Consider the following 15,862-nt stretch of genomic DNA (forward strand, 5'->3'; position numbering starts at 1 on the left):
GATAGTTTGAAGCATATTCAGTGGGATAGTCATTCATCATTCACCCACTGAACTTCACTTCAAGTTATCCGTATTAACAGTTCATATTCTCCTTATTTGTCGTAAAGAGGAGTTACTTGGATTATCGTTTCAAGTTAACTATCTCTTGAAGAATCTCATCAGATGTAGTAATTATTCTTGAATTAGATTGAAATCCACGCTGAGCAACAATCATTTCTGAAAATTCAGCAGTTAAATCTACATTTGACATCTCTAACTGCCCAGAGATAATAGAACCTGTCCCAGTGTCAGGATCATTTGCTTGCCCTATTAAATCCAAAGGATCTTCAGCTTCTGCATCTGAATTTGGAGTAACTCTGTATAGGTTTCCACCTAACTTTTCTAGTCCTGATGGATTTGTAACTTTGCCAATTCCGATTCGAATGTCAGTTCCTTCTGATACTCCATCCACATTTACAGAAACAATTTCACCATCTTGAGCAATATAAAATGATGTCACTTCTTCAGTATCTATCGTAATAATTTCTCCCTCGGAATCTAGCAAAAACATACCATTAGCATTAACAATATTTCCATTAGCATCTATTGAAAAATTCCCTGCTCGTGTTAAATAAGCTGTCTCAACATCTGAATTAGGTGCAACTGCAAAAAATCCATCACCATCAATTCTGAGATCAGTTGGTACATTTGTAGTCATTGCACTACCAGGAGTATGGATCGTATCGATCGCTCCAACAGTAACACCCAGACCGATTTCCTTTGCGTTACTACCACCAGTTACATCGTTTGGAGCTGTTCCACCTGAAATTTGTTGGCTTAATACGTCTTGGAACATCACTCTTCCAGCCTTAAAACCTGTTGTATTCACGTTTGCGATATTATTACCAATGACATCTAATTTTGTTTGAAAGCCTTGCATTCCAGATATTCCTGAATATAAAGATCTTAACATTTAGCTCACTCCCACTATTTATAATTGAATTGGTTGCTTCTGTCGGTCCACAACCATAGGCCTCCTATAAGGTCCAGCCTAGTATATTATTTTATAACTAAAGCACTATCAATTTTTGTAAAAACATGATCTTTTAAGGAATTACTATCGATAGCTGTTACAACTGTTCGATTTTTGATATTAACAATAAATGCTGTATTATCAAATAATATCAAAGAATCTTGAGCTCCTTTTGCAGAAGCATTATCTATTGCTTTGTTTATTTTTTGAATCTGATCAGGTTGTAACTGGATGCCTCTTTGTTTTAACCTCAGCTCTGCATGGTTGCTGAAATTTAACATCTCATCTTGAAGCAGCTTTTCAAAAGTTTGATGATTATTGTTCTGTTTTGATAAGGATTGAGATTTATTTTTTATATTTGGTGGAATTTGATTTGTTTGTAAATGACCTATCATTTTTCGATCAATCACTATTCATCCACTCCATCATCATCTTCAAGTATTGTTTCTTCAATAGTATCAATGGTTGAATCAATTTCTGTGTTATCATTACTATTTATACCTTCATCAATAACAGGTTCGTTGGAAATAGTGGATTCTGAAATTTTAGTAATATAATCTAAAGGAATTTCTTCCCCTTCAACGATTGCAAACTGTGCCCCATCTTTAATGCTGATTGATTCAACAAGTCCAGTTTTAGTTATTACCTCAAGCGACAAAGTATCAAAATAACTATACGAAATCTCTTTTCCAATCATATCTGAGGAAATTCCGATAGATTGACGTAATAGTTGAACTTCTTCAGTCATGTTCATCAATTGTTCTAAAGAACTAAACTGAGCCATCTGTGCTATAAACTCTTGGTCGTTTAAAGGTTCTAAAGGGTCTTGATATTTCAATTGTTCAACAAGAAGAGTTAAAAACTCATTTTTCCCAAGATTGTTTTGTTCTTCAGATGTAGAAATATTTTGATTCACTGATGAATAATTAGGCCACACATTAGTGACTCCAGGTATATAGGTGGACATGTCCTTGCCTCCTTCAAATAATTATTTATTTATGCGGTCACATCAAATCCTCTACCACTAATTTTCGTTAAACTTTCATTTAACATATCTATCTCCAAATCTTCATTTAAAAAATTGTCGTATTTATCAGAGCTCTGATCTTGTTGTTTATATTGCTGTGAAAACTGCTGGTTTGTCTCACCCTGAAACAACTGTGAAGATGAAGTAGAATCCATTTGAACCACTTCGACTTTATCAACCTGAATACCAAGATTTTGTAGAGCCAATCTTAATTGAGGCAACTGACTTTCAATCATCTCTTTTCCTATCAATTTATCTGCCATAAACTGAGTAACTAACTGTCCATTTTCCAGTTTCATATGAACATCTACTTGACCTAATTGCTGAGGAATTAATGAAATTCTAGCTTCAGCTATACCATTAAATTGAGAAAACCTTATGGTTTTAAATACAAATTGACTCATCTCTTGTGTAAACTTTTGTGCTTCAATTGGTAGTTTTACTACTTCTGCATTTGTGGATTGGATCACATCATTATTAAAAACAGTACCAATATTATGATTTCCCAGTGGCTGTATTACCCCTTCATCAGGTATGGCATTTGTTTGATATATGATTTGATTCATTAAAGAAATTGGTTGTTCTAACCTTCCAAATGAAGTCTGTTCATTTGGAAAAGATGATTTAAAATACTCAGATGAATTTGATTGATAAACTTTTAATGTTTTCTGCAATATATTTAACAATTCTTGATCTGTCAAAACATCCATGGATTCAAGATCTGTAACCGTTGTTTTTGATATAACGTTAAACAACTGAATAAATTGCAAAGATGATTTTTTATCGGTGTCATTTATTAGCTTATTCATTAATTCCAATGTTTCAGGTGAAATATCTAATAAATCAATTAAATTTAATTTAGCACTACTATTTTTTTTAGGTTGCATATTATGTAAAGGATCTGCAAGATTTTTAAGTTCAAGCGGAGAGTCTCCATATTTATCTGCCATATTCCCTTGCAGAGAAAGAGGCTCCTCAACTAGTTGACTTAACTGATTTAATAGTGCAATTACCGTCAAAAACGATTGTTTAGAATCAGAATCTTCTAACCACTGCTCAATTATCTTAATGTTCGCTTCCTCGTCACTACTCTCAGCATCAATCAATTGATTAAGACTAGATAAATCGAGGGACAGCAATTCTGAAAAGATAGATTGCAATAGCTCATCCATAGGAATAGCTTCTAAATTTATTAAACCTTCTTCTTGTGTTTGGTTTACTTCATTTAAAGCGGTCAATGTTGCCATAAAACCAACATTTGATGTGTTCGTTGTTACATTTGAAGAACTATTTAATATAGAACGATTTGAATTATTGCTTAAATGATGTATCAAAGGCGTCTGCATCATGTATCTCACCTCCTTTCAATTAAAGTATGAATAAACTTATGGTTTTTCTTTTGCTAATAAAGTTAAAAATTCTGCAGCATCTGCTTCAGATGTTTCTGAAATAACTTGTATAATATTGGAACGAAGTCCTGTATCTGTCTCACGTAATATATCTAAAACTAACTCTTGATTCTGCTTTTTCATTTCTAATAATATAGAAGCCGCATTTTCTGGAACCATCGTTGAGATCGTTAAACTTAATTCTTCACTTGTTAAAGGCTCATCTTTTCGTTTTCTATTTTCCATCTCTTTCAACCTTGCTTGTAAAGCAGCAATTTGTTGATCTTTAACTGAAACGGTATCCTTCAAAAGAATGGATGCTTCAGCAGCCATTTCCGGATTCATTTTTTCTAAGATTTTAACCTGATTATCTTTATTCATTACATTTAACATTAGCACTGTTTCACTCATCGTTAAGTTTTCAAATAGGGATGCAGCCTTACTTGGTATCATATCCGCATATATTTTAGATGTTTCTTTAATTTTTGCATCATATTCATCCAGAGTTATTTTATCAATTAATTGATCTTCCAATAAATCGATTTTTGCATGTAATTCGTTTATTACTTGATCTTTCTCAGCATTTTCTTCTACTTCTTTCACCAATTTAGTTTGTACTTTATCTAATTCTAGTTCTATAGACTGTATTAATATTTCATTTTTTTCCTCGTCTGACATTGCTGTAACCTCAATATCTGATTCTTCGACATCTGGTACTAGGGTTTTTACATATGGAATTTTATTGCCGGCTTTTAAAACCATATTTAGCACACTGAAGTCATATATCGAAAGTAATACAAAAATAAGTATGGTGGTAAAAATAACAGGTATCAAAAACCAGTAAAATACTTTTGAAAACAAACTCATAGATGATCCTTCTATTTTTATATCATCCACCTATAACCCTCCTATCATATATGCTGTTTCTAGCTGATATTTATCTTTGAACACGTATTGCAATTTCATCTAGCTCCATCGTTTCCTTTTTTGAATTTTTTTCCATATGTGCTGTATATGATTTTTCTCTTGCATTCACCCAGACTTTTTCATCTATCAATTGTCTCTTCAAACCATCTTTGCTATTACTCACAGCCACTTCGGCATTTTTCAAACCCTCATGTTGTTTTTGTATATGATGATTTAATAACAAGATGTAGCTGGACATATTTTGCAACTCTGAAATAGGGGTTTTATCTTTGAATGTAGAATATAGTTCCTGATATTGATTATTTTTTTGATTTTGCAATCTAGACAATTTTTCATTTTCAGAATTTAATTGACTTATTGCTTTAGTTAGCTTCCATTCCGCTTGTGTTTTCAAATTATTTTTATAGTCAACGATCTTCTGCATTGGGTATTTATAAACCAATATCATCAACTCCTACTAAATTGATTTAATAATAATTGCTTAGCATCTTCAAAAGTAACTCTTTCATCCGTTGATTGTTGCAAATAACCCAATATATCCTGCATATAATTTAATGATTGGTCAATCTCTAAATTTGAACCCTTCTGATATGCCCCGATATTAATTAAATCCTCTGATTCAGTATAAACAGACAACAGACGTTTTAAGTGATCTGCGGATAGTTGCTGATCTTTAGACACGATCTCTTTCATTACACGACTTACACTGGATAATACATTGATCGCAGGGTAGTGACCTTTATTTGCTAAATTTCGATCCAATACAATGTGACCATCCAAGATCCCTCGTACTGTATCTGCAACAGGTTCGTTCATGTCATCCCCATCTACTAATACAGTATAAAAAGCTGTAATGGAACCTTTTGAGCTTGTACCAGCACGCTCAAGCAGTTTAGGAAGATTTGCAAATACTGAAGGAGTATATCCTCTTGTCGTAGGTGGTTCGCCTACTGCTAATCCAACCTCTCTTAATGCCATTGCATAACGGGTTACTGAATCCATCATTAACATGACGTTCAAACCACGATCTCTAAAATACTCGGCAATTGTAGTTGCTATAAGCGCACCCTTCATACGTACTAAGGCTGGCTGATCCGAAGTGGCTACGATAACAACTGATTTAGCTAGCCCTTCTGGACCAAGATCTCTTTCAATAAAATCCATTACTTCTCTACCACGTTCTCCTATTAAAGCTATTACATTGATATCAGCAGAAGTATTTCTAGCAATCATTCCTAGAATCGTGCTTTTCCCAATACCTGATCCTGCAAATATACCTACCCTCTGCCCCTTTCCTACAGTGAGCAGCCCATCTATGCTTCGAATGCCAACACTAATTGGTTCTGTAATTCTTGGTCTGCTCAATGGATTATTAGGTAAGTTATTTGTGTTATACGACGTCATATTAGAAGGAAGTTTAGAACCATCTAATGGTTCTCCAAGCCCATTTAATACTTTTCCTAATAATTCATGACCTACTTTAACATTTAGAGGTTTACCTAGACTAACCACATCACAGCCAGGTCCTATTGCATTTAGATCACCGATCGGCATCAATATGACTTTATGATTTCGAAAACCTACAACTTCAGCTAAGACTGGTTTAATGTGTCGGTCAGGATATATATAACAAACATCTCCAATCTTTGCTTCTGGTCCCTCAGACTCAACAGTTAGACCAATAACTTGTGTAACCTTTCCATTAAATCGAACGGTTTCAATATGATTTAGATGCTCAATATATTTCTCTACATTAAGGTTGATTTTATCCATCATGTTCATCACGTTTTCTTGTTATTTCATTCAACTGATTTTTAATTTCTGATAGTTGTGTATCTATCTTAGCGTCAATACTTCCAAATGAAGAATGAACAACACAGTCAAAACCACTTAAACTAGCGTCAGGGACTATTTGCAATTCAGCCTGTGGATCTAATGATAGGAGTAGTTCTTCTTTTGCATCTTTTATGTATTTGTACTGATCTGGTGCAACACAACACTTTATAATCCCTTCTTCATTTCTTCTCGTTAAAACTTTACTAATCATTTGAATGACTGTTTCTTTAGAATCATGAAGTTCTTTATGTATCACCTTTTCAGCTATGGCGCAACTCAAATCGACCAGAAATGGCTCTGCTTCTTGAATAATTTTCTCTTTCTCTTTGTAAGCTGTATTAACAATAGAACTTGCTTCGTTGATCAAATCAGAATATTGTTGTTTTACTTGTTCTACTGCATGTTCAGTACCTTCTTTAATACCCTGCTCAACTGCTTTTGCTTTTGTTTCTTGAACAATATCTTCATCCTTTTCTCTTTTCTCAGACCACCATAACTTGATTTCATTTTCAGCCTCTGCTTTTATAGCAGCAACCTCAGTTTTTGCTTTTTCTATTTGTTCACTTGCTATCGCTTGTGCTTCTTTCAATATCTCATCTCTTATGGACAAGATCTCAGCATCTTCCTCAATATTTTGTTCCGTTTCCTCAATTTGAGTTAAGTCCTCTTTGTATGTAATTGATAATTTTAACTTTTTTTTGTCTTCTAAAGATATATAGTTAGTAGATTTAATGAGATTAGACAATGATATCATCTCCCAAACCTCTTGAAATAACGATATCTCCCGTTTCTTCAAGTCGACGAATGACCGATACAATTCGAGTTTGTGCTTCTTCTACATCACGCAATCGAACTGGACCCATAAATTCCATTTCTTCTTTATAGGTTTCAACCATTCTACCTGACATGTTTTTGAAAATTACATCTCGTACTTCTTCACTTGATACTTTCAATGAAAGTTGTAAATCATGATTATCTAAATCACGGATGATCCGTTGAATAGATCGATTGTCCAGATTCACGATGTCCTCAAATACAAACATGCGTTTTTTGATTTCTTCTGAGAGGACTGGGTCTTGAATTTCCATTGATTCTAAAATAGTACGCTCAGTTGCACGGTCAACACCGTTTAAAATTTGAACGATAACATCAATACCTCCTGATGAAGTATAATCTTCACTCACTGTAGCAGATAGTTTCTGTTCAAGAATTCGTTCTACTTGCCTAATTACCTCAGGAGTAGTACTTTGCATCGTTGCAATTCTTCTAGCTATATCAGCCTGTTTATCTTGAGGAAGTGAAGATAAAATTACTGATGCTTTCTCAAAATCGAGGTGTGACAGTACTAGAGCTATCGTTTGAGAATTTTCATTTTGAATAAAGTTAAGTATTTGTGCCGGTTCTGCTTTTCTTGCAAAGTCAAAAGGTCTCACTTGCAGTGTTGACGTTAAGCGATGCAAAATATCAACTGCTTTCTGATGACCTAATGCTTTTTCTAATATATCTTTAGCATAACTAATTCCACCTTGAGAAATATAATCTTGAGCAATACAAATTTGATAAAACTCACTCATAATATTCTCTTTTTCAATACTGTTCACTTTTCTTACATTTGCAATTTCCAATGTTAACTGTTCAATTTCTTCTTCTTTTAGATGTTTAAAAACTTCCGCAGATGTTTCAGTTCCTAAAGAGATTAAAAGAATGGCAGCTTTTTGTCTTCCTGATAACAGTGCCTTAGCCATAATATATCCTCCTTCTACTCATCTGCTAACCAAGTCCGTAATATTTTTACAAATTCATCTGGTTTACTTTTTGCTAAATGTTCTAATTGTCTTTTCACTTCATCATCTACAGCCTTAGTAGGAATTTCCAAGTTAGGAAGATCATTCTCAGAAGTATAAGCAAATTCTTCTTGTTCATATAGATTTTCACGTTGTTTTCTTCTAAATGCTACAAATGCTCCACCAGCTACTAATGCTAAAGCTACAGCACCACCAAACATTCCAAGTCTTTCTGGATCACGCCACCAAGGAGTTTCATTACCTAAATTCCCTCCACCATCGGTAGGATGTGAGAGCACTGTTACTTTTTTTGTGATTTGATCTTCAGTGAACTGTTTCCCACTATCTGCCAAAGAAGCAGATACAATATTCACTAATAGATTTTCAACTTCTTCTGTTAAATCTTCTATCGCAATCATTTGATCTTCATTATCAGGATCAACACTACTTAAAGAAGGTATACTTACAGAAATCGTTAAATCTTGGACTATATATGGACTTTTAATGATAGAGCTTGTGATCTCATCAATTTCATAATTGATTCTACTTTCACTCTCTTCCTCACTAGTCACACCATTATTATCAGTAGCAACATAGTTAGGGATATCGTTATCACCTGTTCCGGTTATACCACCTGAAGGATTATCCTCACCTGTATATGATTTTTGAATTTCCTCTATACTTCTTACAATCCCCTTCTGATCATCATCATCAAAAGGCTCAAATCTTATTTCTTGAGTATTAACTTGATCAAAATTTAATGTAGAGAATACATTTACTGCGATATGTTCATCTCCAATAAAGATTTGTTTCAAGAAATTTTGAACATTTCTCTGAATTTCTAACTCATACTGTTTTTTGATTTGCATCTGTTGTACTGCAACACCTGTTTGAATACCACTGCTCGTATCTGTTCTAGATGAAGGAAGTAATTCACCCGTTAAATCAGATGAAATCGTTATATTCTCCATAGGTAAGTCTCTGACACTTGTTCTCACTAAATTATATATTGTATCTACTATAGGTTGCTCAATTCTATAATTTCTTTTAAAACTGACGATTACCGAAGCATAGGATTGGTCTTCTGTACCTGAAGGTGAGATAAATACACTTTCCTCCGGTAGATTCAAGACCACCTTTGACCAATTAACACCTTCAATGGCATTAATCAATTGCTCAATCTCCCCTGCTCGAGCATCGGTATTTAATATTTCAAATTGATTTTCTGTTATGCCACCAAAAGTAGACATATTTTCTTTGAATATATCAAAACCCTGGGAACCATCAACAATTAAATCCTGTGAAGCTACAGCTAATTTTACGTCAGTTAAATATGTACTTGGTATACCTACACTTTTTAGATCATTTGAAAATTGATATGGTATGTTGTTTGAATTTAAATATTCTTGAATTGACGCTGCATCTGCAGGTGTCAATTCAGTGTATGCCAATGAATATTCTGTTTTAGATAAGTTAAAAATAACGATTGCTATTATCAGTAGTGTTACGAGGAAAAGGATTCCCATCATTATCTTTTGTTTTAAACTTATCTGTTTCCAAAATTGAAGTACTTTCCCCCAATAACGACTAATTGTTTCGTTCACCTTGTCACCTCACAAATATCAATAACCATTCGCTAAGTTGTTTAAATTTGCATTCTCATTATTTCTTGATATGCTTCTACTACTTTGTTTCGTACCTCAACTGTTAACTCCAAACTTAAAGAAGCCTTTTGAGAAGCAATTAATAATTCATGAGGATCAACATTTCCACCTTGAATAAATTGAGAATTCAACTGACTTACCGTTTTTTCTTCTAGATTCATATCATGAATTGCATTATTGAGAAAACTGCTAAACTGCTTACTTAGGTCGGTTCCACTTATATTTTGTTGATTTTTTATACCAGTTCCATTGAATTCCATGGGCTGTTGGGATACCTTATTAATCACTGTTTCTTCCCCCATATTTAACTTTATTTAAATACTAACCGATAATAATAAAGTAAAGAAAAACTACTTTATTAAGTTTCTCGATTTATCTACCTATTTCTAATGCTTTCATAAACATTGATTTTGATGCATTTAATGCTGTTACATTTGCTTCATAGGAACGTGTAGCCGAAATCATATCTACCATTTCCTTCAGTATATCTACATTCGGCATGTATACAAATCCTTCTTCATTTGCGTCAGGATGTGTTGGTTGATATATTCGCTTAAATGGAGACTGATCTTCAACTATTTGAGTAACTTTAACTCCATTCCCAACAGAGTTGCTGTTTAATTTAGATTGAAACACCTTATCAAATGAAGGTGGATCATTGGCTTCTGTAACGACTACTTTTCTTTGATATGGAACCCATTCTCCCTCAACCAACTTACCTCTTGTCGTTTCAGCATTAGCTATATTGGAAGAAATAATGTCCATTCTTAATCGTTGTGCTGTCAATGCTGAGGAGCTAATATTAAAGCTATTTGTCAAATTCACTAAGCTCTACCTCCTATCGCTAAGCGTTTTTGTTTAATTTCATGATTCAACTGTTGAATAAACAAGTTATATCTCAATTGATTTTCAGCTAATAAAGCCATTTCGTATTCAATATCAACATTGTTATTATTGTTATTAAATATAGAGTTATCATCTCTTACTACCTTTGGTTCAATTGTCGTTTGTTCATTACCAATAGCAAAATGTTTACTGTGAGTTCTAGCACCTTCAAATTTTGTATTTTTATTCATTTCCTTTTGTAATAATGATTCAAATTGAACATCAGACCTTTTAAAAAAGGGCGTGTCTACATTTGAAATATTATTTGTGATCACATTCTGTTTTAATGTGGATGCATCTACTGAACGCTCCAACAATTTGAAGGATTGATTTACTAATAATTCCAATGTAACAACCGCCTTAACATATAGTGTTTATAATGATAAACTATTCAACAAATATCGATAATATCCCTTTATTTTTCGACAAAATAAACAAAAAAAATATCATTTATTATCGAATAAGCTATACTCTATAATTTAATCCTGCAAAAAAACTTACACAATAAGGAAAAAGTCCTATTTTTGAAATAAGGACTTTTTCAGAATGAACCTATTCTTAATTATTTATAAAAATTGGATAAGTATAAATAACACTATTTTTTTAATGTGCGTTAACAATTGTTTCAGGTAATTGCTCATTTAATATTTTAATGTAAGTCCCTTTCATTCCAAGAGATCTTGTCTCAACCACACCCGCACTTTCTAATTTTCGGAGAGCATTCACTATAACAGACCTTGTTATACCAACACGGTCTGCAATTTTACTAGCGACTAATAAACCCTCATATCCATCCAGTTCGTTAAAAATATATTCAACAGCCTCAGATTCACTATAGGAAAGTGAACTAACCGCAATTTGAACGGAAGCTTTACTTCTTGCTTCTTTTTCAATTTCTGTGGATCTTTCCCTCAAAATTTCCATTCCTATAATAGTAGATCCATATTCTGCAAGAATTAGATCGTCATCATCGAACTTTTCTCCCATTCTTGTTAATACTAAAGTCCCAAGTCTGTCTCTGCCTCCAATAATAGGGACAATAGTAATATGAAACCCTTCAAATATACCTGCTAATTTTTGTATCATTGGGTCAGTTGAATTATTGATGTCGACATTTGTGACCGTTTCATAAATTTTTAAAAACAATTCATTGCAGTCTTGCGTTAGACGATGTTCCTCGTAAACCATTTTATTTAATTCATCTGTTTGAAAAGGATTGGAAATTGATCTTCCCAATACTTTTCCTTTTCTACTAATAACAAAAATATTTGCATCTATTATTCCATCAAGTACTTCTGACATTTCAGTAAAGTTCACAGCTTTACCCGCAGCCTTTTGCAATAACTTGTTCAGTTTGCGGGTTTTGCGTATTAGTCTCATCCTGCTATTTCCTCCTAAATTGCTACATCATAAAATGTATTGACTTAAATCTTTATTTTTAGCAATATCCATTAATTTTTCATTTACATATTCGGGTGTGATAATAAAAGACTCCAAATTTAAATCCGGTGCTTCAAATGACAGGTCTTCCAGCAATTTTTCCAATATCGTATGCAACCTTCTCGCACCAATATTATCTGTGTTTTGATTCACTTCTGCTGCAATTTTTGCGATCTCAGTAATAGATTCTTCTGAGAACACTACTTTAATTCCTTCCGTTTCAAGAAGTGCTGTGTATTGTTTTGTCAGTGCATTTTTAGGTTCTTTTAATATCAACTCAAATTGTTCCAATGTAAGATTATTTAACTCCACACGAATTGGAAATCTCCCTTGTAGTTCTGGGATCATATCCGAAGGTTTTGATGTATGGAAAGCTCCTGCACCAATAAACAGTATATAATCGGTTTTAACAGGTCCATATTTGGTCATTATGGTGGAGCCTTCAACGATAGGTAGAATATCTCTTTGAACGCCTTCTCTTGAAACATCTGGTCCTGACCCTCGGTTTGAAATCGTAATTTTGTCGATTTCATCAATAAATACCATCCCTAGTTGCTCAGCTCTATTCACTGACTCTTGTATGACTTCATCCATATCAATTAATTTCTGGGCTTCTTGCTGTGTTAGAATCTTTCTTGCTTCTTTTATTGGGAGCTTGCGTTTTTTTGTTTTTTTAGGAATAATATTACCGAATAACTCCTGCATATTAAAGCCCATTTGCTCATTCCCTTGACCAGCAAACATATCAAACATGGAAGGTGCATTATCTTCAACATTGATTTCAATCACTTCATCTTCTAGTTGTCCTTTTTGAAGTTTTTCCTTTAAAGAGGATCTCTTACTAGTAAGATCATCTGTACTTTCATTCTCATCCTCTTCAACTTTTTGATTCTGATTGCCAAAAAACATTTCTAAAGGATTTTTTTGATTTTTGGGTTTGTTTTTTGAAGGTGCTAATAAAGACACAATTTTATCGTTAGCCATCTTTTCTGCTTTTTCTTTTACTATTTCTGTTTTCTCTGCTTTAATCATTCTGATTGAGGTTTCAACAAGATCACGGATCATGGATTCAACATCTCTACCTACATAACCTACTTCAGTAAATTTAGTGGCTTCTACCTTTATAAAAGGAGCATCAACTAATTTTGCCAATCTCCTAGCAATTTCCGTCTTCCCTACTCCTGTTGGACCGATCATCAAAATGTTCTTTGGAACAATCTCATCTCTCATATTTTCCTCAATTTGACTTCTGCGATATCGGTTCCTTAAAGCAACTGCCACTGATTTTTTCGCATTTTTTTGCCCAACAATATATTTATCTAATTCTTCCACAATTTCTTTAGGGGTTAATGCTTGATTATTCATACTCATCCCTCCTATCAAATCTCTTCTACAATAATATTATTATTAGTATATACACAAATCTCTGCTGCAAGCTCTAAAGAAGCTACAGCTATTTGTTTTGCGTCCATATGATCTGCATGTCGCTTCATAGCCCTTCCAGCAGCTAGGGCAAAACTACCCCCAGAACCAATGGACAGTATATCATCATCAGGTTCTATGATTTCTCCATTCCCTGAAATTAACAATAAGGAATGTTCATCCATCACAAGCATCATTGCCTCTAATTTTCGGAGTACCTTATCAGATCGCCACTCTTTTGCAAGCTCTACTGCAGATCGTTGTAAATTACCTTGATGTTCTTCTAGTTTCCCTTCAAATTTCTCAAATAACGTAATGGCATCAGCAACGGAACCTGCAAAACCTGCAACAACTTTACCTTTATATAATCTTCGAACTTTCTTTGCTTGATGCTTCATCACCATACTATTTGCAAATGTAACTTGACCGTCTCCAGCTATCGCACCTTTACCATTATGGCGTACAGCACAAATCGTCGTAGCATGAAATCCTTGATTCATCAATAAAACCTCCCTCATATCCCCCATAAAGTTGAACATCTAGAATTTAAATAACCAAAAAGTGAAACCCACAAAAAAATATTTGCGGGATTAAGTAACCTAAGGTTAAGTTTTTCGATCATACTATATTTAAATATCATGAAGTTTTCTTTAAAAAAACCTCCTAAAGGAGATCTTAATATTAGTATACAGTAAGATATGTCGTGTTGCTAAAACATCCTAATTTTATCATAAATAAAGTTTGTCTTACAAGTTAGTTTCGATCTGATTTTTAAATTTTTTAATTTCATCAATCGCGCGATTTGCAATCATCTCATTTTTCATCTTTTTATTTCTAATTCTTTGTTCTAATGGTGGAAATAAACCAAAATTCATATTCATTGGTTGAAAGTGCTTAAAATCTGCTGTTGTAATATAATTTGCTAAACTACCTAATGCAGTTTCTCTTGGGAATACTAAAGTTTCCTCATTTTTAGCTACTTTTACAGCATTAATTCCTGCAATTAATCCAGCAGCCGCAGATTCAACATATCCTTCAACCCCAGTCATCTGACCTGCAAAAAACAAATTCTCCTTATTTCGGTATTGGTATGTCGGTTTTAACAGTTGAGGAGAATTAATAAATGTATTGCGATGCATCACTCCATAACGAACGATCTCAGCATTCTCGAGTCCAGGTATCATTGAAAACACCCTTTTTTGTTCTCCCCACTTTAGATGAGTTTGAAAACCAACCATGTTATACAGTGTACCAGCAGTATTATCTTGTCGTAATTGAACTACTCCGTAAGGCTGTTCTCCAGTAATAGGGTCAATCAAACCAACAGGTTTCATAGGTCCAAACAAGATGGTCTTTTCACCTCTACCTGCCATCACTTCGATAGGCATACACCCTTCAAAGAACATTCCTTTTTCAAAGTCTTTTACAGGTGCAGTCTCCGCTGTAACTAATGCTTCATAAAACCCTTTGAATTCTTCTTCATTCATTGGACAATTTAAATATGCAGCCTCGCCTTTATCATAACGTGATGCATAAAAAACCTTATTTAAATCAATAGAGTCTTTTTCTATAATTGGTGCTGCAGCATCATAAAAATAAAAGTATTCCTGTCCTAGCAGCTGTTTGATTTTATCAGCAAGCTCTGGTGTGGTAAGCGGTCCTGACGCTACAATGGTTGTCCCTTCTGGTATTTCCGTAACTTCTTCATTTTTCACTTCAATAAGTGGATGATTACGTAAAGTACTCGTGATTGATTCCCCAAAATCATCTCGATCAACAGCAAGCGCTCCACCAGCAGGTACTTGATTTTGATCTGCACTATTGATAATAATGGAATCAAAATTCCTCATTTCTTCCTTTAAAATACCAACTGCATTTGTTAAATTATTTGCTCTTAATGAATTACTGCAAACAAGCTCAGCAAATTTATCTGTATGGTGAGCCGGGGTCTGGCGCACAGGACGCATTTCATATAAAGTAACAGAAACACCTCGGCTAGCTATTTGCCAAGCCGCTTCACTTCCTGCAAGCCCTGCCCCGATTACGTTCACATGTTGTTGTTTATCTGACAAGTTATTTTCCCCCTAGCAATGACTAAAAGTTCAGTTTTCAGCACCGAGAAGATTGTGCGAACATTTAGATTACCCCAAAAAGTGAAGTTAATCATCGATGTAATTTCCTAGTACGTTTTGGGGGACCCCGAAACATGGGATTGCTGTTTGTTACATACACACCGGACATCTTCCTTGGATGTTCGGGACCGAAAAAGTAATAGGTTTAAGCTACACCGTGCTTCTTCACTTTTTTGGGTATAGTCTATTCGACGTCGATATACTTCCTAAGAGATGTTTCGTGATCACTACTGAAAACCAGTCACGTCCTGTGACTAATGATGGATCAGTACATCCTGTACAAGTCTAATGTAGTACCAGCACGTCCTGTGCTGGCAAAAGTGGACTTTTTGAACACCCTCTAGT

The 15,862-nt window shown here is 34.1% G+C and carries 17 protein-coding genes; all 17 read right to left on the reverse strand.

Annotated elements, in window-relative coordinates; translation table 11 throughout:
- Nucleotides 1-121: 121 nt before the first annotated feature.
- A complete protein-coding gene (gene flgG / locus EPK97_RS01220; RefSeq protein WP_162034778.1) occupies nt 122-952 on the reverse strand; it encodes a flagellar basal body rod protein FlgG in 831 nt (276 codons plus the stop codon).
- Between the two features lie 86 nt (nt 953-1,038).
- Nucleotides 1,039-1,422 (reverse strand): TIGR02530 family flagellar biosynthesis protein, encoded by a 384-nt coding sequence (locus EPK97_RS01225; protein ID WP_338075633.1) that lies wholly within the window; start codon nt 1,420-1,422, stop codon nt 1,039-1,041.
- Nucleotides 1,422-1,979 carry a flagellar hook capping FlgD N-terminal domain-containing protein gene (locus EPK97_RS01230; RefSeq protein WP_162034779.1) on the reverse strand — a complete coding sequence of 186 codons (558 nt, stop codon included), beginning with the start codon at nt 1,977-1,979 and terminating at the stop codon, nt 1,422-1,424. Before EPK97_RS01230 ends, EPK97_RS01225 begins: the two co-directional genes overlap by 1 nt.
- Nucleotides 1,980-2,008: 29 nt before the next feature.
- Nucleotides 2,009-3,388: a flagellar hook-length control protein FliK gene (locus tag EPK97_RS01235; protein ID WP_162034780.1), complete on the reverse strand. Its 1,380-nt coding sequence runs from the start codon at nt 3,386-3,388 to the stop codon at nt 2,009-2,011.
- Between the two features lie 36 nt (nt 3,389-3,424).
- Nucleotides 3,425-4,324, reverse strand: coding sequence for a MotE family protein (locus EPK97_RS01240; protein ID WP_162034781.1), 900 nt, complete (start codon nt 4,322-4,324; stop codon nt 3,425-3,427).
- Nucleotides 4,325-4,364: 40 nt separating this feature from the next.
- On the reverse strand, nt 4,365-4,796 hold the full coding sequence (gene fliJ / locus EPK97_RS01245; protein WP_162034782.1) for a flagellar export protein FliJ: 432 nt from the start codon (nt 4,794-4,796) through the stop codon (nt 4,365-4,367).
- A gap of 5 nt (nt 4,797-4,801) precedes the next feature.
- Nucleotides 4,802-6,127: a flagellar protein export ATPase FliI gene (gene fliI, locus EPK97_RS01250; RefSeq protein WP_162034783.1), complete on the reverse strand. Its 1,326-nt coding sequence runs from the start codon at nt 6,125-6,127 to the stop codon at nt 4,802-4,804.
- Nucleotides 6,120-6,935, reverse strand: a complete 816-nt coding sequence (locus tag EPK97_RS01255; RefSeq protein WP_162034784.1) for a FliH/SctL family protein — start codon at nt 6,933-6,935, stop codon at nt 6,120-6,122. The genes fliI and EPK97_RS01255 overlap by 8 nt, the downstream gene beginning before the upstream one ends.
- Complete coding sequence (fliG, locus tag EPK97_RS01260) at nt 6,928-7,935, reverse strand: flagellar motor switch protein FliG (RefSeq protein ID WP_162034785.1); 1,008 nt, start codon at nt 7,933-7,935, stop codon at nt 6,928-6,930. The genes EPK97_RS01255 and fliG overlap by 8 nt, the downstream gene beginning before the upstream one ends.
- Nucleotides 7,936-7,949: 14 nt before the next feature.
- Nucleotides 7,950-9,578, reverse strand: a complete 1,629-nt coding sequence (gene fliF / locus EPK97_RS01265; protein ID WP_162034786.1) for a flagellar basal-body MS-ring/collar protein FliF — start codon at nt 9,576-9,578, stop codon at nt 7,950-7,952.
- Nucleotides 9,579-9,619: 41 nt separating this feature from the next.
- Nucleotides 9,620-9,925 (reverse strand): flagellar hook-basal body complex protein FliE, encoded by a 306-nt coding sequence (fliE, locus tag EPK97_RS01270; protein WP_338075634.1) that lies wholly within the window; start codon nt 9,923-9,925, stop codon nt 9,620-9,622.
- 85 nt (nt 9,926-10,010) lie between these two features.
- Nucleotides 10,011-10,463: a flagellar basal body rod protein FlgC gene (flgC, locus tag EPK97_RS01275; RefSeq protein WP_162034788.1), complete on the reverse strand. Its 453-nt coding sequence runs from the start codon at nt 10,461-10,463 to the stop codon at nt 10,011-10,013.
- Nucleotides 10,463-10,870, reverse strand: coding sequence for a flagellar basal body rod protein FlgB (gene flgB, locus EPK97_RS01280; RefSeq protein WP_162034789.1), 408 nt, complete (start codon nt 10,868-10,870; stop codon nt 10,463-10,465). Before flgB ends, flgC begins: the two co-directional genes overlap by 1 nt.
- A gap of 256 nt (nt 10,871-11,126) precedes the next feature.
- On the reverse strand, nt 11,127-11,903 hold the full coding sequence (codY, locus tag EPK97_RS01285; RefSeq protein ID WP_162034790.1) for a GTP-sensing pleiotropic transcriptional regulator CodY: 777 nt from the start codon (nt 11,901-11,903) through the stop codon (nt 11,127-11,129).
- A 27-nt stretch (nt 11,904-11,930) separates the two neighbouring features.
- Nucleotides 11,931-13,328, reverse strand: a complete 1,398-nt coding sequence (gene hslU / locus EPK97_RS01290) for an ATP-dependent protease ATPase subunit HslU (RefSeq protein WP_162034791.1) — start codon at nt 13,326-13,328, stop codon at nt 11,931-11,933.
- A 14-nt stretch (nt 13,329-13,342) separates the two neighbouring features.
- Nucleotides 13,343-13,885, reverse strand: coding sequence for an ATP-dependent protease subunit HslV (gene hslV / locus EPK97_RS01295; RefSeq protein WP_162034792.1), 543 nt, complete (start codon nt 13,883-13,885; stop codon nt 13,343-13,345).
- A gap of 246 nt (nt 13,886-14,131) precedes the next feature.
- Nucleotides 14,132-15,457, reverse strand: coding sequence for an FADH(2)-oxidizing methylenetetrahydrofolate--tRNA-(uracil(54)-C(5))-methyltransferase TrmFO (gene trmFO, locus EPK97_RS01300; RefSeq protein ID WP_162034793.1), 1,326 nt, complete (start codon nt 15,455-15,457; stop codon nt 14,132-14,134).
- Nucleotides 15,458-15,862: the final 405 nt, after the last annotated feature.

Origin of the sequence: Chengkuizengella sediminis, from assembly GCF_010078385.1 — a bacterium.
Lineage (GTDB): Bacteria > Bacillota > Bacilli > Paenibacillales > KCTC-33759 > Chengkuizengella > Chengkuizengella sediminis.

Bases quoted from the DNA above. Each gene is read 5' to 3' on its own strand.
- flgG (WP_162034778.1), bottom strand. From the start codon at position 952: ATGTTAAGATCTTTATATTCAGGAATATCTGGAATGCAAGGCTTTCAA.
- EPK97_RS01230 (WP_162034779.1), bottom strand. From the start codon at position 1,979: ATGTCCACCTATATACCTGGAGTCACTAATGTGTGGCCTAATTATTCA.
- EPK97_RS01235 (WP_162034780.1), bottom strand. From the start codon at position 3,388: ATGATGCAGACGCCTTTGATACATCATTTAAGCAATAATTCAAATCGT.
- fliI (WP_162034783.1), bottom strand. From the start codon at position 6,127: ATGGATAAAATCAACCTTAATGTAGAGAAATATATTGAGCATCTAAAT.
- fliG (WP_162034785.1), bottom strand. From the start codon at position 7,935: ATGGCTAAGGCACTGTTATCAGGAAGACAAAAAGCTGCCATTCTTTTA.
- codY (WP_162034790.1), bottom strand. From the start codon at position 11,903: ATGAGACTAATACGCAAAACCCGCAAACTGAACAAGTTATTGCAAAAG.
- hslU (WP_162034791.1), bottom strand. From the start codon at position 13,328: ATGAATAATCAAGCATTAACCCCTAAAGAAATTGTGGAAGAATTAGAT.
- hslV (WP_162034792.1), bottom strand. From the start codon at position 13,885: ATGAATCAAGGATTTCATGCTACGACGATTTGTGCTGTACGCCATAAT.